Below are 19,120 nucleotides of genomic sequence, written 5' to 3' on the forward strand. Positions count from 1 at the left end.
GGTCACGTCCGGCGAGGAGGCCGCGGAGCGGGCCCGCCCCGCCTCCTCGGTGCTCCGACCAGCAGGGCATGGATGCGGCGCGGTTGCCCATCGCTCGGCTCGCGTGCGGCGCCAACCGGACGGGGAGTCAGAACAACCGCCTCAGCCAGGAGTCGATCGCCGCATAGTCGTGATCAGTGAGACCACGGCGGGGGTCGACCCGGTGGAGCAGGGCGTTCGCTGGATGGTGAGCGGCGACCCAGGCCCGATCGGTGTCGGTGATCTCGTCGTCGACCCAGACGAACGGGCGTCCCGCCGCCCATTCGACAAGGGTGCGGGTCTTCCAGTGCAGTCCGTTCCGCTCGTCCTGATCATCGATGTCGGACGGTTCCGGCCAGGCCACCACGGGCAGCTGTGGCAGACCAATGCGCGGGGCGATGCATTCGTTTGCGTCGGCCATCCATGTCGTGGCCCAGACCACCTCGCACGGGAGCGCCGCCAGCCGAGGCCCGTGCTCGGGATCGAGCCGGGCCAGGAGCGGATTCGCATCGGCATCGAGCGGTTCGAGGCAGGTGGCATGGGCCGGATACTGCTCGGGCGCCGCACCGAACGGGATGAGCGGTCCGTCGACATCGAGAAACAGCAGCGGATGCTGCGGAGAGCCAGTCACGCCGGCACGATAGCGGCGGATCGCAACGGGGACCGGACCGTCTCCACCGCGTCAGCCCTGCGGCCGACCGCCGAACATGCACGGCGATCCGCTCGAGGTCCGCCGGTCGTCCGTCAGAGGGAAGCAGGCTCGTGATCAGGTGTCCCAGAGTTCCCGCACTCCGCGACAACCGGCTCGTAGGCAACCACATCGGGATCTGTTCGCAGGGTGTCGGATGGCTTGTAGGGATACGCGAGGGCGTGGCGGGATAGAGGCTCTGTGTCGTTCAAGCTTCGGAGGCTGTGATGATCGTCCCGTTCGGGGTCCATGATTTCCTGGACCGTGCCGTCACTGTGTATGCCGACCGGGTGGGTGTGGTGGACGAGCCGGACCAACCGGCCGAGGTCTGGGAGGGGCTGACGTACGGGCGGGTCGGGGAGCTGGCGCGGGCTCAGGCTGCCGGGCTGGATGCGCTGGGTGTGCCGCTGGGCGCTCGCGTGGCGGTGGTCTCGCCGAACAGCGCGCGGCTTCTGACGTCGTTCTTCGGTGTGAGTGGTTACGGGCGGGTGCTGGTCCCGGTCAACTTCCGCCTGACGGCGGACGAGGTGAGCTACATCGTCGGTCACTCGGGGGCCGATGTGCTCCTTGTCGATCCGGAGTTGACGGAGCGTCTGGCCGATGTCGACTGCAGGCACCGTTTCACGCTCGGCGCCGCGGCCGACGCCGAGCTGTACCGCTTCGGCACTGCCCCGCGGGCCTGGGAGCCGGACGAGAACGCCACCGCGACCATCAACTACACCAGTGGTACGACGGCCCGGCCCAAGGGGGTGCAGATCACCCATCGCAACATCTGGGTGAACGCGGTCACCTTCGCGTTGCACGCCGGGGTGACGGACCGGGACGTGTATCTGCACACGTTGCCGATGTTCCATGCCAACGGCTGGGGCATGCCGTTCGCGATGTCGGCCCTGGGCGTGCCACAGATCGTGCTGCGCAAGGTGGACGGGGCCGAGATCCTGCGCCGGGTGGCCGAGCACGGTGTGACGGTGATGTGCGCGGCGCCCGCGGTCGTGGGTGCGGTGCTGGCGGCCGCCGGGTCCTGGGAGGGGGAGATCCCCGGCCGTGATCGGGTGCGGATCATCGTCGCGGGCGCTCCGCCGCCGACCCAGACGGTCGCGCGTGTGGAGTCGGAGCTGGGGTGGGAGTTCATTCAGATCTACGGCCTGACCGAGACCTCGCCGCTGCTGACCGTCAACCGTGCCCGCGCCGAGTGGGACGGCCTCGGCGCTGCGGAGCGGGCGGAGAAGCTGGTGCGGGCCGGTGCTCCCGCACTGGGCGTGACGCTCAGGACGGACGCCGAGGGTGAGGTTCTTGCGCGCTCGAACGTGGTTCTGGAGGGGTACTGGGAGCAGCCTCAGGAGAGTGCGCGGGCGTTGTCCGGGGGCTGGTTCCACACGGGGGACGGGGGATCGATCGGCGAGTACGGACATTTGACGATCAGTGACCGGAAGAAGGACGTGATCATCACGGGCGGGGAGAACGTGTCGTCGATCGAGGTGGAGGACGTCCTGTTCAGCCATCCGGCGGTTGCCGAGGTCGCGGTGATCGGGGTGCCTGACGAGAAGTGGGGCGAGACCGTGAAGGCGCTGGTGGTTCTTGCTCCCGGTGTGCGGGTGACGCAGGACGAGCTGATCCGGTTCTGCAAGGAGCGTCTTGCCGGATTCAAGGCGCCTACTTCGGTGGAGTTCCGCGAGGAGTTGGCGCGTACGACGACCGGCAAGCTCCAGAAGTACAAGCTGCGGGAGCCGTATTGGGAGGGCCACGAGCGGGGAGTCGGCTGAGCTGTCTACCGGGGTGGGTGCCGATGCTGCTGGTGGTGAGGTGTTCGGTGACGTAGATGGTTGGCGAGGTCTGCCTGTGCGTTCCGGCAAGTGGAGAACTGTCTACGAGCGGCATCGGCGCTGGTCGGCGGACGGCACGTGGGACAAACTCTCGCTGCCGTCCTCGCGGACGCTGACGCGCAAGGCCGTGTCGACTGGTCGACGGTGAGGGTGAGCGTGGACTCCACCTCCTGCCGGGCTCACCAGCATGCTGGGAACCGGTCGATCGCTCAGCCCCGCTGCCTCGGCCAGGCCGGCCACTCCCGCCCCGGTACGCGGTGACCTGACGAACCGAGTGTCCGCGGTCATCACCTCGGCGTAGCCGCCGAAAGCCGGTAGGTACGCTGCAATCGGCTCGCCGCCCTCCAGCCCGCTCACCCCCGCGTCGAGCCCGACAACACGCGGAACCGACCGCCCGCATGCGACGCTGCCTCATCGTCACGGCCCGAATCCAGCGATGTCGGCATGCGACACGTCCTGGTTGATGAGGCCCTGCGCCAAGTCACACCGCTCGGCCGCGAACTGCCGGGCCGGGGAGACACGTTGGGCGGGGCCTGAGGGTTGGTCGGCGCATCATGGGTCCGGTGATCGTCATACGTGCACGGGTGCCCGCTCGTCCAAGAGGCCTTCGCTGCGCAGATCGTCCCAGACCTGAGCGGGGATCTTCGCGCCGAACGCCGCCATGTTGCGGCGTACTTCGTCGGCGGTGCGCATGCCGACCACGATGCCCGAGACGGCGGGGTGACGGAGCGGAAAGGCCATGGCCAGCTCCGGGAGGGTCACACCGTAGGGTTCGCAGACATCGGCGATGCGATGCGCCCGCTCCAGCGTCCGCGGCGCGGCGGGCGCGTAGTCGAAGGTGGCACCCTCGACAGGTCGGGCCGTGGCGAGCAGCCCGGAGTTGAAGACCGACGCCGCGAGTACCGAAACCGCCCGGTCCGTGCAGGCGGGCAGCAGTTCGTCGAGGGCGCTCTGGTCCAGAAGCGTGTAGCGGCCGGAGAGCATGACTACATCGACGTCCGACTCCTTGACCAGCCTGGTCAGTTTGCCGGGGTGGTACATCCCCGCGCCGATCGCGCCCACCACTCCCTGGCCGCGTAGTTCGGCGAGCGCCGGATAGCCCTCGCGCAACGCATCCTCGAAATGCTGCTCCGCGTCGTGCAGGAACAGCACGTCGATACGGTCGACGCCTGTCCGCTCGAGCGAGTCCTCCATGCTGCGCAGAATGCCGTCCCGCGTGAAGTCCCACACCCGACGATGTGTGGCGGGCACCATGAAGCTTTCGTCCATCCGGCCCGCCGGGTCCTGCGGGACCAGCAGTCTGCCGACCTTCGTCGACAGCGTCACCTCCTCACGCGGCTTGCCGCGCAACAGACCACCGGTACGGCGCTCGGAGTGCCCGATGCCGTAGTGCGGAGAGGTGTCGAAGTAGCGGATCCCGCTGTCCCAGGCTGCCTCAAGGGCTGCCGCGGCGGTCTCGTCGTCCAGCGGAGCGAAGAGTCCCCCGAGTGGTCCGCCACCGAAGCCCAGTTCTGTGACCTGCACCTTGCTTTTCCCAAGCAGGTTTCGCCTCATTCACCGTTCCCCTCGTATGGCTGGTGACGCGACCATCCTGCCGTGGCGCGTGCGACGTTCCCAAGGGAAATTTCAAGCTTGCGGTCCGCTGGGCGGCAACCATGCTGGTCGCGGCCATCAACGGGTGGAACTGACTGGCCCCGCCACGCGCCCGGCCACTAACCTCGGCCGTCATGAACCAGCGGCAGCAGAAGAAGCTCACCCATCGTCTCTTCGAAGCGATTCTGGTGGGTGACACCGCCCGCGTGAAGGCGGTTCTGAGGGCTGGAGCCGACCCAGAACGAGCCGACAGCGAGGGCACCACCCCTCTCTACGAGGCATCCGTGAACGGGGAAGCCGAGATCGCCCGCCTGCTCCTGGCGGCCGGGGCCTCTCCTGACACCGAGAGCAGCGGACTCGGCGCGGACGGCACACCCCTGTGCGCGGCCGCATGCTGGGGGCACACCGAGACAGTGCGCGAACTGCTGGCGCACGGCGCCGATCCGAATCTCCGAGAAGATCACGGCACAGGCTGGCCCCCACTGGAGTGGGCACTCAAAGGCCCTTATCCCGAAACTGCCGATCTCCTCACCACGGCGGGCGCGACGCCCCGCGGGAGAACTACCCAGCACCACCGTTCGCCATCACGGATCCCACCAGCACAATGGGCCTGAAGAGCCACCTCAGTCCGGGCTCAGGCACGGGACCTGAGGAATTCGATGAGCGCCGCGCTCACCTCGTCCGGGCGTTCCTGCTGAGTCCAGTGTCCACAGCCGGCCAGTTTGAGGGGCTTGCGCCAGAGGTTGGGCATGAGGTCGGGGAGGCGCTCGATGAGTTCGGGAGTGCCGGGGAACGCCGGAACCAAGTCGCGGTCGCCGTAGATGTACAGGGCGGGCGGGGTGACGACGGCGCCGTGCCAGGGAGCGGTCAGTTCCCAGTTGCGGTCGAGGTTGCGGTACCAGTTGAGGGCCCCGGTGAAGCCCTTGGAGAAACTCTCGGTGAGCGCGTCGAGATCCTCCTCGGTGAACCAGTCCGGCAGCACCTCGGGGTCCGGCATGGCCGCGAGCCAGCCCCGCTCGGGGTCGACCAGCGGCTGCATGCCCTCGCGGGTGCCCGGAGCGTCGCCGGAGGCCGAATAGAAGAACTTCCGCAACGCGGTGCGGGTGTCCTTGGCGAACTCGGCGTCGGCGACACCGGGGCGGTTGAAGTAGTTCCAGTAGAAGCGGCCTTCGAACCTCTTCTCCATGGCCGCCAGCGGAGGCTCCGTCCCCCGGAACGGGGGCGGCACGCTCAGGCCCGCCACCCCGAGCACGATGTCCGGTCGCAGCAGCGCGGTGTGCCAGGCGACCGGCGCGCCCCAGTCGTGCCCGACGACGTACGCCTTCTCCGCGCCCAGGGCATGGATCAGTCCGACGACGTCGCCGACCAAGTGGAGGATGGTGTACGCGTCGACGTCGTCGGGATGGTCGCTGCGTCCGTATCCACGCTGGTCCGGGGCGACCACTCGGAAGCCCGCATCGACCAGAGGGCCGAACTGGCGGTGCCAGGAGTGCCATGACTCAGGGAAGCCGTGCAGGAGCACTACCAAGGGGCCGTCGCCTTGCTCGGCGATGTGCAGCCGAACGCCGTTCACGTCAACCATTCGATGCTCAACCATGTGCATAAGGGTACGTGTTGTGATCTTCACGCTCGGCTCACCAACAGCCCGCCTCACTCGTGTCGCAGCGAGCCGGCGAAGCGACTGGCTCAACGGTGAACGGGGTCAGGCCGGCGCACAGGCCGGCCAGGGTGAGCAGGCCACCCGCCGTGACGCGGGAGTCGGACATGTCCTCACCGGGAACACCGTCGAAGTCGAGGATGCGCGCCCGGCAACGTGCCCGCCGTCTCGGCTCCGCAGGAGTGGCCGGCCACTGTGTGGGGGGCCTCAACAGGAAGGCCGAGCGTCCTGGATCGGCAGCCCGAAGTCGTGCGGGACGACGAGGACGGGAAGATCGTTTCTGGCGGCAGGAGCGGACACACGGACCTGGCGGTCCTCGATCTTCTCTGCGCTCGGGGTGTTCGTCCGGGCGAAGCCTGTTGGCGGCAGACGGCTTGGGAGCCCATCCCGTGGTCTGCCACAATGCAGGAAAACGGAACTTCGCTCCGTAGGCGATACGAGGCACCGTTCCGTTTCGCAAGTCTCATGGAAGGATCGCCGCGGTGAACGACAGCGGTCAGGGCGCGGGAAGTGCACCGGGATCCCAGCGCAAGGATGCCCGGCGTAATCGACAGACCCTGCTGGATGCTGCCGCCGCAGTCTTCGTCACCTCGGGCGTAGAGGCGCCGGTACGCGACATCGCGGCCATGGCCGGCGTGGGTATGGGCACGATCTACCGGCATTTCCCGACACGCGCGGACCTCATCATCGCGGTCTACCGTCACCAGGTCGACGCCTGCGCCGAGGCCGGTCCGGTTCTACTGGCGAGCTGCGCCACTCCATACGCCGCGCTGGGGCAGTGGATCGACCTCTTCGTCGACTTCCTCGTCACGAAGCACGGACTCGCTGCCGTGCTGCAGCCCGACAACGCCGGTTTCGACACGCTGCACGCCTACTTCCTCGACCGGCTCGTGCCCGTGTGCAACCAACTGCTCGACGCCGCGGCCGGTCGCGGCGAGATCCTCTCCGGCCTGGAAGGCCTTGAGCTGATGCGAGGAGTGGGCAACCTCTGCGTCGGTGCGGACAGCGATCCGCGCTACGACGCACGCCGACTCGTCGGTCTCCTCATCGCCGGACTGCGCCAGCCGCAGTGACGACCGGCAGGGCATCTGACGCAGGCGTTCCAGGGGCGCGCTCCTGCTGGTGACTTCTCCGCTCGTCGGCCTTTGGCGAGGTCGGGAACGAATCCCGAGTGCCGGGATGGCTCACAAGTCGATAGCCAGCTCATGGCGGGGCTCGTACAGGCCCACCTCGCCGCCACCCGGCAGACGGAACTTGGTCAGCCGCCCCCAGCGCGCGTCGGTGACGGGCTGCGTGAACTCCACTCCCTTCGAGGTCAGGCTCTGCACGGTTGCGTCGACGTCGTCGCACATCAGATAGAGCTCCTGTGTCTCCGGGCCGTCCGTGGGATGCACGGCGATCTCGGTCGGCGGAAGCTTGAAGATCAGCCAGCCACCTCCCACGTCGACATGCGGATACTCCAGAACATCCCTGAAGAAGACCCGGTCCGCTTCCGCATCACGGCTGTATACGATGATGTGCCCACCAGTGATCATGCGTCCAGGGTAGGTCCTGACACGGACATCGCGGCGCTGCGTCGTCACACAGGGTGTTGCGGTTCAGAGCCGGTCGACCGTCTGAGCAGAGCCACTGGCGGGATCACCGGCATGTGATCAACGGTGTGTCAATGCGGCTGCGGGCCGGTGCACCCCAGCCCCTCGACAGCCCTGACCGACTGCGACCACCGTGGGCCTCTGGAACACCGGGGCCTCCGGCATCTTGCCGATCGGGTCAACAGCCGTCAGTTCACCTTCACATACCCGGTGCTGAGACGCCCGTACCGGTCTGACGACAAGGCACCTTCCACGTAACCAGGACCGATCCAAGTCGGCCAGATGTCCGTAGATCGGCGCCCCTCCTGTCTTCTCGTAGATCACCTGTATGGCCCCCTGGGCATTGACGGGCGTAATGGCCACGCACAGCACTCCGCCCCGGACAACATGCCGGTTTGAGCCCTGGGGGTGACCGACACCGGATGCGGCGTCCTGACATCCGTCGGACCGTATGCGCTGACATGATGATGCTCATGTCCATGTGCCGAAAGGCCGATGCCGCGTAAGCGGCCCGGCGCGCTGCGCGCTGAACAGTCTCTCCGGGTCGCGTGGGGCTTGCCTCCGGACCGGATCCACGGCCTCTCTGCCCGAACCAGCCTCGCGATAGGGCGAGTAGAGAGGCTCTCGGACGACTATTACGTCTACCCCGGCGCCACCGACCGTGCGCTGCGGCGGTATCGGGCGTTTCTGCAACCACCCGGCCGACGACCCCTGTATCCGCAGGATGCGGAGTGTTCATGCCGCGGCTGCTCCTTCGACGACGTGCGGCACGCACGCGACGTGCTCGGGGAGGTCCTGCGGCAGTTGCCCGCCCGAGCCCACGCTGAGCTGGAACACCGAGTGCGTGCCCTGGACACCAGGTACGCCGAGCGCACGCTGCCGGATCCGTTCGCCGCTCATCGGCAGTGGCGTCCTGACCTGTGGTGGCGACGCCGTCTGGCCGGCGGTCGAGAATCTGGATGAGGGGCCTGGCCCAGGCCACGGTGACATGATCAATGCGTGGGCCGAACTCCCGGTCTGGAAAGAGGAGCACATCCCCGATGCTGACGGCGTCGAGTCAGTTGATCATTGCGGGGCAGCCTGAGGCGTCAGGAAGTGAGCATGAATCAGTCGTCGCCAGGCATGACATGCGCGGTCGACGACCCCTCTCAGTGGTGGGGTCACCGGCCAGTTCCCTGCGGCAGGGCGTCCAGGTCAGCGGGCTGGGCCTCCGTGCCTCACGTCGGATGAATGGCTCACGGTCAGTGACGTCGTCGCGTCGTACGGCTCTGCCAAGGCGGATTGAGCATCAGTATCAGCGGGTCCAGGCCTGGCAGGGTGCCTTCAGGGCGCGGTTCACCGCAGCGAGCGCGGACTCCGACGTCGGCCAGTGGCCGGGCCGGCTCGCCGGGAGATGGTGTAGGTCGTGACCGGGACCGATGGGCGAGGGCGAGCGGGCGCTCAACCCGGGGTCACTCCTGTGGCGGCTGTCTTCTTGGTCTTGGCGCGGGTCGGTGCGCCGAGTGCCCAGAAGATCACGCCCGTGACGATGAAGACGGCCAGCGGCACCGCCTCCGTCAGCAGATAGGTCCAGCGCTCGCTGTAACTCCAGCCGTCGGGTCGGAAGTCCGACCTGAACCAGTCGAAGGGCGCGCCCGGGACCAGCAGTTGCACCGAGGCGAACAGGATCAGCAGCGTCAGCACGATCGTGATCGGCCAGGCAGCGGGAGCCCGGTAGGCCCGCTCCACCTGTGGGTACTTGCGGCGGAGCACCGGCAGCGCCGGGAAGATGCCGAGATAGCTGATGAGCGTCGTGGAGACGGCGAGCCCGAGCACGGCGCCGAAGAGCTTGCCCGCGTCACCACCGGTGAGCTGGTGGGCGAGGACCAGCACGCCGGTGGAGAGCACTCCGCTGAGCAGGTTGACCCGCACCGGCGTGCCGAACCGTTCGGAGATCACACCCAGGCCGCGCGGCGCGGCACCGTCGTACCCGGAGACCGCCAGCGCACGGTCCGATCCCATGATCCAGGTGACGCCCGAGGAGAGCACGGTCAGGATGAACATCACCGCGGCCAGATCGCCCAGCACGGACCCGGCCCCACTGAGGGTGACCGTGCCGTCGGAGGCGACGTGGCCGCCGTAGACGGTGAAAACCTGGCGGATGGCGTCGAGGAAGCCGCCAAGACCGGTGATGGCCTTGACTGGGAGGACCAGCAGGATGCCGAGAATCGGCAGACCGTACAGCAGCACGCCGAGCCCGGCGGCGCGGAAGATGCCGTACGGGACGTCCTTCTGCGCGTCGGTCATCTCGTCGCCCGCGGTGTTGGGCAATTCGAAGCCGACGTAGTTGAACATCAGGACCGGGACCAGACCGACGAATCCGGCATACGTCGGGGAGAAGTCGCCGAAGCCGAAACCATGCAGGCCGTGCTTGAAGGCGTAGATGACCACGGTGAGCGTGAACAGGCCGAGCAGCACGAAACGGGACCACGCCCCGGCGGTGGGGATCCACTTGCCGACGTCGAAGGAGAGGATCGCCGCGAGCACGCCCACCCAGATGAATAGCAGGGTGAAGACGTAGAAGGCGGGCGTGCTCAGATCCTTGCCGTCATTGAAGAAGGTGGTGAACGCGGCGACCGCCGAGACGGAGAGAGTGCCGCCGAGCCAGACCGGATTGGTCACCCAGTAGAGGAAGTTGTTGACTGCTCCGGCCAGCCGCCCGAAGGCCCGGCTGGTCCAGATGTACGGGCCGCCCTCCTCGGCGAAGGCCGTGCCCAGCTCCGCGGTGAGCAGTGCTGACGGGACGAAAAAGATGACGGCCAGCACGATCAGCCAGGTGAACGCCTCCGCTCCGGAGGCGGCTACCGTACCGATGGTGTCGAGGCCGACGAGGGTGCAGACCAGGAAGAACAGGATGTCGAAGCGGCCGAAGTGTTTGCGGAGTTTGTTCCGCTCGGACTCCGCTGCGAGAGTGGTGGTATCCATCTCTATTTTGGACAGACCAGCGGACACCCGGGCCTCCTGCTGACAAGGTCGTTATGTTCGGCACATGGTGTGTCGGTGATCCGACGGGCGACAAGGCTTGAATCTCATTCTTGACCAAATCCCAAGTTCGGTACACCGCCGGAAACACCGTCGAGATGCACTCGCTACGTTGCGGGGAAAGCCAGTGACCGTGTGAAGCGACCGCCCGAGTCGTTCCAACGACGTCCGAACGCGAACCCGGCCGCCGCCTTGGCTCCACGCGGATGCCGGAACGGGCGCGCAGCCGCATGTCGACGCGGGCGGTCGCCTCGCCGATGCCGCTGGACGCTCCTGTCACGAGGACGATCTTGCGGTCGGGCGGGATGGAAGTCGTGGTCGCAGGACCCTCCGGAGTGGGGTGAATCCGGGTATCGGCGATCACCGACAACCCGAGTCTTCGCCCACGCAATGCCGGCAAGAAGGCCCCACCGACGTGGGTGCCGCACACCCTCCTTCGCATGACGTGGGTAGGCCAACACGCTTCCGCCGTGCGGGCGAGCCCGCAACGGACGGTCCCACTGTTCCCTACGAGGGAGAGCCGGTAAGGCACCGACTCAAGGGAAAGAGACTCGCGGTGCCCGACTGCGACCGTCAGCGACCCCCGCGGGCGTTGAGCCGGGCGGCCTGGCGCGTCAAGTGGTCGCGTTCGGCGAGGTTGGGTGCCTTCTGGGCCGCCTTGGTGTACAGCCGTGCCGCCGTGGTCAGGTCGCCGTCGCGCTCGTGGAGGTAGGCCGCCACCGCGCTGTGGCGGGGCAGTGCGTCGTCCAGTGCCGCGAGCGCGGCCAGGCCGGCGCGCGGTCCGTCAGCCTCGCCGACGGCCACCGCGCGGTTGAGCCGGACGACCGGACTGTCGGTGAGGCGCGCGAGCTCGTCGTACCACTCGACGATCTGCACCCAGTCAGTCTCCTGGGCGGTGGGCGCGTCGGCGTGGAGTGCCGCGATGGCGGCCTGGGCCTGGAATTCGCCCAGCCGGTCGCGGACGAGGGCCGCCTGCAGGATCTCGACGCCCTCGGCGATCGACTCGGTGTCCCACCGGCCGCGGTCCTGCTCGGCGAGCGGCACCAGGCTGCCGTCGGGCGCGGTCCGGGCGGCGCGCCGGGCGTGGTGGAGCAGCATGAGGGCGAGCAGCCCCGCCACCTCCGGGTGGTCGATCGCGGCCGCGAGTTGCCGGGTGAGCCGGATGGCCTCGGCGGCGAGGTCGACGTCGCCGGAGTAGCCCTCGTTGAAGACCAGGTAGAGGACGCGCAGCACGGTGGCGACGTCACCTGGCTGGTCGAGCCGTACGCCGGAGACAGTGCGCTTGGCCCGGCTGATGCGCTGCGCCATGGTCGCCTCGGGTACCAGGTAGGCCTGGGCGATCTGGCGGGTGGTCAGCCCGCCGACGGCCCGCAGCGTGAGCGCGACCGCGGACGACGGCGTCAGCGACGGGTGGGCGCACAGGAAGTAGAGCTGGAGCGTGTCGTCCACCGCGGGCGCGGGCCCGGGTGCCGGCTCCTCGTCGACGAGGTCCTCGCGCCGGCGGCGGGCGGCATCCGCCCGGGTCGCGTCGAGGAACCGGCGCCAGGCCACGGTGATCAGCCAGCCCTTCGGGTCCCGTGGCGGATCGTCCGGCCAGACGCGGACCGCCTCGACCAGCGCGTCCTGCACGGCGTCCTCGGCCGCCGCGAAGTCGGCTCCGCGGCGGACGAGGATGCCGAGCACGCTCGGTGTGAGGCTCCGGAGGAGAGCCTCGTTCACGTCGGCGATCATTCCGTGATGGTGTGCTGCACGCCGAGGAACGGACGCAGCTCCAGCCACTCGTGGATCGGCTTCCCGCCCGCCCCAGGGGCGGCCGACAGCTCTCCGGCCAGCTCCACGGCGCGCTCGTAGCTGTCGACGTCGATCACCATCCAGCCGGCGATCAGGTCCTTGGTCTCGGCGAACGGTCCGTCGGTGACCGGCGGGCGCCCCTCGCCGTCATACCGGACCCACGTCCCCTCGGGCGCGAGCGCCTGACCGTCGATGAACTCGCCGGTCTTCTCGAGCCGGGCCGCGAAGTCGTTCATGTACTGCACGTGGGCCGAGATCTCCTCCGGCGCCCACTGGTCCATGGGCACGTCGTTGACCGCAGCCGGAGCGCCGCGGTAGTGCTTGAGCAGCAAGTACTTGGCCATCGTGTTTCTCCTCGGTGCTGGTCCGACCCATTGTGGTCGCGTTCACTACGGGGACGGAGCCAGCCACGGTTTCTCGACATCGCCGTCCGATTCTTTTTTGGCTCTCGTAGATGAGCCTGGGGCGGACGCCCCAGGGGGAGCCGCCGGACAGGCCCTGGTGTCCTGAGTCGGAGATGTGTCGTTGGTCTGGTGTGAGTCGTCCTGGGCCGAAGATCCCGCCGGTGGTGCTGTCCGATGCCGAGCGGGCGGTGTTGCAGTCGTGGGCGCGTCGTCGTTCGAGTGCCCGGTCGTTGGTGCTGAGGTCGCGGATCGTCCTGGAGAGTGCGGACGGGCAGGCGATTGCGGATGTCGCCCGGCGGCTGGGCATCACCACCGACACTGTGCGTGTCTGGCACCGGCGTCTCCTGGTCAGTCGGCTCGACTGCCTGTGCGACGAGCCAGGGACCGGTGTGTCACGAAACGGGTGCTGTGCGTGGACGAGAAGTCGCAGATCCAGGCGCTGGACCGGTCCCAGACAGTGCTGCCGATCATGCCGAGGTGCCTGAGCGCCGCAGCCACGACCACGTGCTCGCGGGCACCACGCTCGACACAGAGGTGTCGGCCGGCCTGAGGACGACACCGGTGGTACATCGGCCCTGGTCTCGGGCGTGCCGGTACCGGCCGAAGTGCTGGATCAGACAGAACTGCGTGAGAGCGTCGAGGAGGCTGCACTTGATGGAGCGCAGATTGCCGACGGACAGTCGCGTGCGCGCCCACTGATGAGGGCGAGCACGATTTCGCTCTCGCTGAGCTGAGCTGAGCTGAGCTGAGCTGAGCTGAGCTGAGCTGAGCTGAGCTGAGCTGAGCTGAGCTGAGCTGAGCTGAGGCTCGAGGATCGGAGCTCGGAGCGCAGAGCGCCGGTAGGCATGCCACCGGCCGCTGATTGGCCCTCGCTCCGCAACGGCGCGCTAGGGAGACTGCGGACCTGATGCCGTACTTGAAGGAGTTGTGATGCAGGTAGCCGTGGTCACCTTCGACGGGTTCAACGAGCTCGACAGCTTCATCGCTTCCGCGCTGATCAACCGGTGCCGTAAGGACGGCTTGGAAGCCTTCATCACGACGCCGACGCCGGTGGTCACGTCGATGAACGGCGTCGAGGTGACCGGGCAGCGCCCGATGGAGTTCGTGACCGAAGCCGACGTCGTGCTGATCGGCAGCGGAGTGAAGGCGCGAGACGTGGTCGCCGACGACCGGCTGATCTCCAGGCTGCCGCTCGACCCTTCGCGACAGCTGATCGGTTCACAGTGCTCCGGCGCACTGGTGCTCGCGCGCCTCGGGTTGCTGGGTGGCATGCCGGCTTGCACGGACATGACGAGCCGGCCCTTTGTCGAGGCCTGCGACGTCACCGTGCTGGACGCGCCGTTCCACGCCGAGGGGAACATCGCTACAGCGGGCGGCTGTCTGGCGTCCCAGTATCTCGCCACATGGGTGATCACCCGGATGCTCGGGGAGGACGCCGCGCGCAACGTCATCGGGTACGTGGCTCCGGTCGGCGAAAACCAGGAGACTGTCGCGCGCGCCCTGCGCGCGGTCCACGCGGGCGAGGTCGTACTGGGCTGACGCCCCGCGATCAGTCCTGCGGGGCCGCCTGCGGTCATGGCGACGACTCCTGAGCGCATTGAGGGCGTGGCATTGCCAGGGGTACGCGCGACATGTCGCAGTACGCTCGTCTCGCGCCGCCCGTGTGACCGGGTACGTGCGCCTGCCGCCGGACCCCGAACCACGATCTGGTGTGCGTCGACCAGGTAGTCGTGACACTCGTCGTGGCGCCCTTCCAGTTGCCGCGTCAGGCGCTGGCCGAACTGTACGACACGAGCCGGTCTGCGGCCGCGTACGTGGGAGGACTGTGCGCGTACGCCGAGACCTATGACAGCCGCCGCCGCTCCCAGCGGTGGATCATGGTGGAACGCGCCACTGCCGAGCCGAGGCAGCGGCGGTCGCTGCAAGGCTGGCTCGGCCGTCAGGAAATCCTGCTCGAGGTCGTGGCCGCGACGGGCGGCCTGGTCTCGGACCGGGCCGCTCGGCATGCCCTCCTCCGCGAGCGGACGGCAAGCGCAGGGTGGTGCTGGAACGTTGCTGCCGGGCGGGAGAGGCGTACAGGAAGTCCCTGGTGGAGACGGATTTCTCAGCCGAAACCCACCTACCAGGTGCTTCGCTGCCCTGTCAGCTCAACTGGCCAGCTCACGCTGGAGGTACGCACCGCAAGTCGGCGTATGGGCCGGAAACGCCATTCGACACCCTCGCGGCGCGCCCAGGCCTACCCGGGAGTGGCGAAGCGGGCCCGCCACAGGTCGCGGAGCAACGCGATCTCGGCCATGTGATGGATGAATTCGAGGTTGGCCCCCGACAGCACGGCAATGTATGGGTCGTCGGGGTCGGAGCCGTACGGGTACTGCGAGAAACCGACCATGTCGAGTCGCTCGTCGGTGAGGGCGGCGACGTCGTCGCGCCAGCGGCCGATCAGCACCCAGAACCGCTCGAGTGCCACGGCGGCGGAGGGAGTGAAGTCGACCAGCGTTTTCGGCTCCTGTCGGCGTTCACCGAAGGTCCACTCCCATCCCCCCGCGAAGTGGAAGTGCAGATGCGCCAGCCGCCACGCGATGGTCGTGATCGGCGTCGTGTCGGGCTCCGGCGTACCGGTGTGGGCGAGGATCTGCTCGACCCGCTCGGCACTCACACTCCAGTCATCGGCGATCTTGGCGACGGTCATGCCGCCGGCGGCCTGCCGGGCGACCTCGGCGTACTCGCTCGCCGGGATGTCCGCCACGCCCAAGTCGAGCACCCACTCGCCCGGCCCGAACGCCCTGGGCGTCGCCGCCTCGCCCCGGCGCCGGATCGACCAGCAACCAGGCGCCGGCTCCCACAAGTACTCCTCGTCGCCGAGCCCTGTCAGCCGCACCTGCGCCATCTCCCTGGCCTGGTCGAACTGGCTGAGCAGCAAGCCCAAACGGTCGGTCCGCACGCCTTCGGTCTCCATGCATTGGTTCCCTTCGCCGTCGCGCCTCGTACCTCACCGCGCTCAGGCGGAAGCTAACGGCTCACCTCACGAGGCGCCACCGATTTCCTCGCCGGGCATCTCCGGTGAGCCGAGACGGCCGCCTGATGCTGTGACCACATAGGTTCGCAGGCCTTGGTGGTTCGAGTGGTCCCAGTGGTTCGAGCGGTTGGACCGGCGGTGACGTCCGTTCTCACCCGCCATCCCACGGTCCTGGGCGAGGAGGAGCGCGTCGCCTTGCGGGACGTCCTGGCCCGCCGCCCCGAGCTGGACGCCGCAGCCGGGCATGTCCGCGACTTCGGCGAGATGCTCACCGGCCGCCTGGGACGCAATGCTTCCCGAAACACCGGCATGGGTGTCTCTGGGCCGAAGGGCGTGTCGACGGGTTCGTCTTCGGGGCATTGCGCCGCGACCAGTGCGGCGGCAGCCACCGCTTCTTCTGCTTCGGCGAGGTGGCCAGGGGCGTTGATTCCGTGCTGGGCCCGATTGCCCAGTCCCACCCGACCCAGAAACGCGTGCGTTGCCGCATCCCTGACCGCGAAGTCGCCGTAGCCGTGTCTGGTCCAGTGGGCGATGTGGTCGTCGCACATGGCCCTGGCCGCGACCGACTGTCCGCTCGGCCGGTCGCCAGCCATCGCATGACGCTGTCCGTCCAAGGACTGCAACCGGCGAACCCATCCGGTCATGGCACCAGGTACGTCGACGCCTGGCGCGATGGTATGGCCGCCGCAACGCGCGCGACGAGGAATACCTCCTCGGCAGTCCGAGATGCGTCCTGGCCCGGGCGTTGACGTCCAGGTGTCCCGCGTGCCGGGTGGTCTCCGCCAGCACGTGGGTCACGGCCCGGCGCCGACGGCCACTGCCGTGGAACCAGCGGGGTGGTGTCATCGTCGAGGAAGGCGATCGCTGTGCCGACGTCGTCCAGGCCGCACGGCGGGCGGCGCCGGAGGTGGTTCAGGTCGTTTCGGCACGGAGAGCGGCGAGTCGCGCGCTGTCCGGACCTCATCGCTGTCGGCCGCTCGGTTGCTTCAGTGGCTGCTCTGAGTCTTGTGGGCATCCTCGCCCCCCATCGTTGAGCCCGGTACCAGGGCTCGTACAAGGGGTGGACGAGGATGCTACTGACACCTGTTCTTACCAGGTCACCGGCAGCTCCAGCGGAAAGCGCCGGATCGTCTCCGTGTCCCACCGTACTTCCTCAGGCGGCACCGCAAGCCGCAGCCCGGGGAAGCGCTTCAAGAGGCGCCCGATTGCCACTTCCATCTCCGCCATGGCCAAGGGCACCGCGATGCACCGGTGTCCGCCCCAGCCGAACGTCATGTGCGGCTGGTACGGCCGGTCGGGGTCGAGGACGTGTGAGTCCGGGAAGCGTTTCGGGTCACGGTTGGCCGTCAGGTACGACACGTGGACGAACTCGCCCGCCTTGATCCGTACGCCGTCCAGCTCCACGTCCTCAAGGGCCACCCGGGGGATGCCGACCCCCTTGCGGAACGGGATGTGGCGGAGCATCTCCTGCAGGACGTCAGTCAGGGACTCCGGCCGACGCCTGAGGTGTTCCATCAGCTCGGGACGCGTCAGGAGCAGGTAGGCGATGTCGCTGATCTGGCATGTTGCCGTGTCCTGGCCGCTGAGTGTCAGCGTCAGTGCCATGACCGCCAGTTCCCTGTCGTCAAGCTGATCCTCGCCGTCTCGCGCTGCGGCCATCGCGCTGATGAGGTCCTTGCCGGGGGAGCTCCGGCGCTGCTCGACGAGTTTGGCGAAGTAGGCCGTCAGGTCGGCCTTGGCGCTGGCCGCGGCCTCCTTGTTGCCCGCGCCGACGACGAGCAACTGGCGCACGGACTCCTGCATCTGGGGCCAGTCCTCCTGTTCGACGCCGAGGAGGTCCAGGATGGTGTGCTGGGGAAGCGGGTTGGAGAGGTACTGAACCAGGTCCGCCGGCGAGCCGTCCTCCTCCATCCTGTCCAGCAGGACGTCCGCGAGCCAGATGATCCGGCTCCGCATTCCGTCGACCTGCTGCTGGGTGAAGGCCTGCGAGGCCAGCTGGCGGACACGGCTGCTGTGCGGCGGGTCCATCACGTTGATGGATTCGGGCGAGACGATGGGCTCCGGGGTCAGCCGGGGGTAGTCGTGGCCGATGATGGCGGCCCGGCTGAGCCGGTGATCGGTGGTCACCTGCTTGACGGCGTCGAATCCGGTGATCAGCCAGACGTCCGAATCGCCGTAGGGAAGCCGGATGCGAGTGGGGGAATCGCGGTCCATCAGGTCCGCGAGCACAGGGTCGAACTCCAGGGCTTCGCTGAAGTCGAACGGGCAGATGTTTGTCTTGTTGTCCGCGGTCATCAGGCGGCTCCTCCGGGCATGGGTACGACGTTGGTGGTGTCCACGGCCCGGCGAATGGCCTTGGCGAGGCTGACGGCATCGCCGACGGCCCAGTAGTGGACGAAGAACATGTGTGGATCGTCGGTGAGGTTGTGGTAGCGCGCCTCGACGAGCTTGACGCCACCGCGCGGCTGGGCCACGAGGACGGGTTGGACTTCCTTGGCGATCACGACCAGGTCACCGCTGGGGGCAGCCTTTCCGCCGCCGAGCGGCTGGAAGTTGACGGAAGTGGTGGCGACCGGTCTCGGAGGCAGGATCGCACGGCCGTCGGCGACAGTCTCGCGGTGGACATCTGAAAATCTGCAGTTCGCGCTCGGTGACCACGGCGTCGCCCATCAAAAGCGTGCTGCCATCCGGGTGACGGATGAAGGACACGCGCGTGCCCACAACGAGCGAGCGGTTGATCCGAGTGCCGCGAGAGAAGGCCGTGCGGTCCCGGCACGGCAAGCCCGTGTGGTGCATGAACCGCCTCAGGTCGCCGGTCGGGCCGAGAGCGTCACCCACGCCCGCCCAGCCCGTCGGCTGGGTCATGACCGGCTCGGCCGGGGAGGGGTCCTCCGGTCCGGCGGACAGGGCGCGCGCCCTGGCAGGCACACTGGTGAATACCGGCGCAACGGCGGCCGCGGCCAGCGTACGGCGCCCGGACGGGGTGAGCCGGGAGTGGGTGTCCTGCTGTCGCTTTTCAGCCATGTCATATGCCTCCTGGCGCGATGGAAGCACAGGAGACCTCGTGGAACGCTGATCGGCACAGCCGCGTCCCGCCAGGTGGGTTAACTGGCTGCCGCCTATGGCCCGTGCCCGCGCAACAGCTGGCCGCACGAGCCATCGAAACCGTCCCCACCAGAGTCTCCCGGACATGTCGTGGCGGCCGAAGGGTGACGCGGCGCCGAGTGCTGCCCGCCACGACTTCTACGATGAGGTCGCCCCGGGCGGTTGTGTGGGTGTCGCCGGTCTTCTTCGGCGACGTGCGTCACCCGTATGGCCTATGCGTGCGGCCCCGTTGCGCTGTCGCGGTTCTGTGAGTGGCGGCGCAACAGGGCCGTCCAACCCGCCTCAGCCGTACAGGCTCGCCGCCTGGCGAAGGTGTTCTAGGCGGTGTCTTCAATTGATCTTGGATGGTGGATCATGGTCGGGTGATACGTCGCCATGAACTGTCCGATGTCGAGTGGGAGTTCGTCCGGCC

19 protein-coding genes and 1 pseudogene are annotated in these 19,120 nt (G+C 68.1%); 6 read left to right on the plus strand and 14 right to left on the minus strand.

All coding sequences use genetic code 11. The annotated features are described in order from the left end of the window. Positions 1–127: 127 nt before the first annotated feature. The gene (locus ACIRA5_RS34620) at positions 128–649 is read right to left on the minus strand and encodes an HAD domain-containing protein (RefSeq protein WP_403697706.1); all 522 of its coding nucleotides are present in this window, start codon (positions 647–649) and stop codon (positions 128–130) included. 284 nt (positions 650–933) lie between these two features. Between ACIRA5_RS34620 and ACIRA5_RS34625 the strand changes: the two genes are divergently transcribed. Both ACIRA5_RS34625 and ACIRA5_RS34630 read left to right on the plus strand, forming a co-directional pair. Then, positions 934–2,469: an AMP-binding protein gene (locus ACIRA5_RS34625; protein WP_403697708.1), complete on the plus strand. Its 1,536-nt coding sequence runs from the start codon at positions 934–936 to the stop codon at positions 2,467–2,469. 61 nt (positions 2,470–2,530) lie between these two features. Beyond that, positions 2,531–2,748: pseudogene (locus ACIRA5_RS34630) on the plus strand (IS5/IS1182 family transposase); the annotation flags it as partial. 351 nt (positions 2,749–3,099) lie between these two features. Here ACIRA5_RS34630 and ACIRA5_RS34635 read toward each other — a convergent pair. After that, positions 3,100–4,083, minus strand: a complete 984-nt coding sequence (locus tag ACIRA5_RS34635) for an aldo/keto reductase (protein ID WP_403697710.1) — start codon at positions 4,081–4,083, stop codon at positions 3,100–3,102. 173 nt (positions 4,084–4,256) lie between these two features. On the opposite strand from ACIRA5_RS34635, the gene ACIRA5_RS34640 reads away from it, so the two are divergent. Continuing rightward, a complete protein-coding gene (locus tag ACIRA5_RS34640) occupies positions 4,257–4,736 on the plus strand; it encodes an ankyrin repeat domain-containing protein (protein ID WP_403697712.1) in 480 nt (159 codons plus the stop codon). Between the two features lie 20 nt (positions 4,737–4,756). Here ACIRA5_RS34640 and ACIRA5_RS34645 read toward each other — a convergent pair whose 3' ends face one another. Then, entirely contained in the window at positions 4,757–5,719 is a 963-nt protein-coding gene (locus tag ACIRA5_RS34645; RefSeq protein WP_403697714.1) for an alpha/beta fold hydrolase, read from the minus strand. A gap of 542 nt (positions 5,720–6,261) precedes the next feature. On the opposite strand from ACIRA5_RS34645, the gene ACIRA5_RS34650 reads away from it, so the two are divergent. Next, a complete protein-coding gene (locus ACIRA5_RS34650; protein WP_403697716.1) occupies positions 6,262–6,852 on the plus strand; it encodes a TetR/AcrR family transcriptional regulator in 591 nt (196 codons plus the stop codon). 111 nt (positions 6,853–6,963) lie between these two features. Here the strand turns inward: ACIRA5_RS34650 and ACIRA5_RS34655 are convergent, their stop codons facing one another. The 5 genes from ACIRA5_RS34655 to ACIRA5_RS34675 form a co-directional block, all read right to left on the minus strand. Next, entirely contained in the window at positions 6,964–7,314 is a 351-nt protein-coding gene (locus tag ACIRA5_RS34655; RefSeq protein WP_403697718.1) for a VOC family protein, read from the minus strand. A gap of 792 nt (positions 7,315–8,106) precedes the next feature. Beyond that, positions 8,107–8,271, minus strand: a complete 165-nt coding sequence (locus tag ACIRA5_RS34660; protein ID WP_403697720.1) for a hypothetical protein — start codon at positions 8,269–8,271, stop codon at positions 8,107–8,109. A gap of 540 nt (positions 8,272–8,811) precedes the next feature. After that, on the minus strand, positions 8,812–10,335 hold the full coding sequence (locus ACIRA5_RS34665; RefSeq protein WP_403697722.1) for an APC family permease: 1,524 nt from the start codon (positions 10,333–10,335) through the stop codon (positions 8,812–8,814). 630 nt (positions 10,336–10,965) lie between these two features. Further along, complete coding sequence (locus ACIRA5_RS34670) at positions 10,966–12,111, minus strand: RNA polymerase sigma factor (protein WP_403697782.1); 1,146 nt, start codon at positions 12,109–12,111, stop codon at positions 10,966–10,968. Between the two features lie 8 nt (positions 12,112–12,119). After that, positions 12,120–12,527 carry a YciI family protein gene (locus tag ACIRA5_RS34675; RefSeq protein ID WP_352048906.1) on the minus strand — a complete coding sequence of 136 codons (408 nt, stop codon included), beginning with the start codon at positions 12,525–12,527 and terminating at the stop codon, positions 12,120–12,122. 173 nt (positions 12,528–12,700) lie between these two features. Between ACIRA5_RS34675 and ACIRA5_RS34680 the strand changes: the two genes are divergently transcribed. After that, positions 12,701–13,072: a helix-turn-helix domain-containing protein gene (locus ACIRA5_RS34680; RefSeq protein ID WP_403697784.1), complete on the plus strand. Its 372-nt coding sequence runs from the start codon at positions 12,701–12,703 to the stop codon at positions 13,070–13,072. A 128-nt stretch (positions 13,073–13,200) separates the two neighbouring features. On the opposite strand, the gene ACIRA5_RS34685 is transcribed toward ACIRA5_RS34680, so the two are convergent. Continuing rightward, complete coding sequence (locus ACIRA5_RS34685; protein ID WP_403697724.1) at positions 13,201–13,434, minus strand: pentapeptide repeat-containing protein; 234 nt, start codon at positions 13,432–13,434, stop codon at positions 13,201–13,203. Positions 13,435–13,517: 83 nt separating this feature from the next. Between ACIRA5_RS34685 and ACIRA5_RS34690 the strand changes: the two genes are divergently transcribed. Then, positions 13,518–14,126, plus strand: a complete 609-nt coding sequence (locus ACIRA5_RS34690; protein ID WP_403697726.1) for a DJ-1/PfpI family protein — start codon at positions 13,518–13,520, stop codon at positions 14,124–14,126. Between the two features lie 697 nt (positions 14,127–14,823). Here ACIRA5_RS34690 and ACIRA5_RS34695 read toward each other — a convergent pair. The 5 genes from ACIRA5_RS34695 to ACIRA5_RS34715 form a co-directional block, all read right to left on the minus strand. Then, positions 14,824–15,543, minus strand: a complete 720-nt coding sequence (locus ACIRA5_RS34695; protein WP_403697728.1) for a DinB family protein — start codon at positions 15,541–15,543, stop codon at positions 14,824–14,826. Positions 15,544–15,609: 66 nt separating this feature from the next. Beyond that, entirely contained in the window at positions 15,610–15,849 is a 240-nt protein-coding gene (locus ACIRA5_RS34700) for a hypothetical protein (RefSeq protein WP_403697730.1), read from the minus strand. 843 nt (positions 15,850–16,692) lie between these two features. Continuing rightward, positions 16,693–17,898, minus strand: a complete 1,206-nt coding sequence (locus ACIRA5_RS34705; RefSeq protein ID WP_403697732.1) for a cytochrome P450 — start codon at positions 17,896–17,898, stop codon at positions 16,693–16,695. Further along, positions 17,898–18,107, minus strand: coding sequence for a DUF1259 domain-containing protein (locus ACIRA5_RS34710; protein WP_403697734.1), 210 nt, complete (start codon positions 18,105–18,107; stop codon positions 17,898–17,900). Before ACIRA5_RS34710 ends, ACIRA5_RS34705 begins: the two co-directional genes overlap by 1 nt. Positions 18,108–18,114: 7 nt before the next feature. Beyond that, positions 18,115–18,795: a DUF1259 domain-containing protein gene (locus ACIRA5_RS34715; protein WP_403697736.1), complete on the minus strand. Its 681-nt coding sequence runs from the start codon at positions 18,793–18,795 to the stop codon at positions 18,115–18,117. Positions 18,796–19,120: the final 325 nt, after the last annotated feature.

Source organism: Streptomyces sp. NPDC096311 (assembly GCF_044763085.1).
GTDB lineage: Bacteria > Actinomycetota > Actinomycetes > Streptomycetales > Streptomycetaceae > Streptomyces.

Bases quoted from the DNA above. Each gene is read 5' to 3' on its own strand.
- ACIRA5_RS34715 (WP_403697736.1), bottom strand. From the start codon at position 18,795: ATGTCCGGGAGACTCTGGTGGGGACGGTTTCGATGGCTCGTGCGGCCA.
- ACIRA5_RS34695 (WP_403697728.1), bottom strand. From the start codon at position 15,543: ATGGAGACCGAAGGCGTGCGGACCGACCGTTTGGGCTTGCTGCTCAGC.
- ACIRA5_RS34645 (WP_403697714.1), bottom strand. From the start codon at position 5,719: ATGGTTGAGCATCGAATGGTTGACGTGAACGGCGTTCGGCTGCACATC.
- ACIRA5_RS34660 (WP_403697720.1), bottom strand. From the start codon at position 8,271: ATGAGCGGCGAACGGATCCGGCAGCGTGCGCTCGGCGTACCTGGTGTC.
- ACIRA5_RS34690 (WP_403697726.1), top strand. From the start codon at position 13,518: ATGCAGGTAGCCGTGGTCACCTTCGACGGGTTCAACGAGCTCGACAGC.
- ACIRA5_RS34640 (WP_403697712.1), top strand. From the start codon at position 4,257: ATGAACCAGCGGCAGCAGAAGAAGCTCACCCATCGTCTCTTCGAAGCG.
- ACIRA5_RS34655 (WP_403697718.1), bottom strand. From the start codon at position 7,314: ATGATCACTGGTGGGCACATCATCGTATACAGCCGTGATGCGGAAGCG.
- ACIRA5_RS34665 (WP_403697722.1), bottom strand. From the start codon at position 10,335: ATGGATACCACCACTCTCGCAGCGGAGTCCGAGCGGAACAAACTCCGC.
- ACIRA5_RS34635 (WP_403697710.1), bottom strand. From the start codon at position 4,083: ATGAGGCGAAACCTGCTTGGGAAAAGCAAGGTGCAGGTCACAGAACTG.
- ACIRA5_RS34675 (WP_352048906.1), bottom strand. From the start codon at position 12,527: ATGGCCAAGTACTTGCTGCTCAAGCACTACCGCGGCGCTCCGGCTGCG.
- ACIRA5_RS34700 (WP_403697730.1), bottom strand. From the start codon at position 15,849: ATGCCCGGCTGCGGCGTCCAGCTCGGGGCGGCGGGCCAGGACGTCCCG.
- ACIRA5_RS34705 (WP_403697732.1), bottom strand. From the start codon at position 17,898: ATGACCGCGGACAACAAGACAAACATCTGCCCGTTCGACTTCAGCGAA.
- ACIRA5_RS34625 (WP_403697708.1), top strand. From the start codon at position 934: ATGATCGTCCCGTTCGGGGTCCATGATTTCCTGGACCGTGCCGTCACT.
- ACIRA5_RS34680 (WP_403697784.1), top strand. From the start codon at position 12,701: ATGTGTCGTTGGTCTGGTGTGAGTCGTCCTGGGCCGAAGATCCCGCCG.
- ACIRA5_RS34685 (WP_403697724.1), bottom strand. From the start codon at position 13,434: ATGCCTACCGGCGCTCTGCGCTCCGAGCTCCGATCCTCGAGCCTCAGC.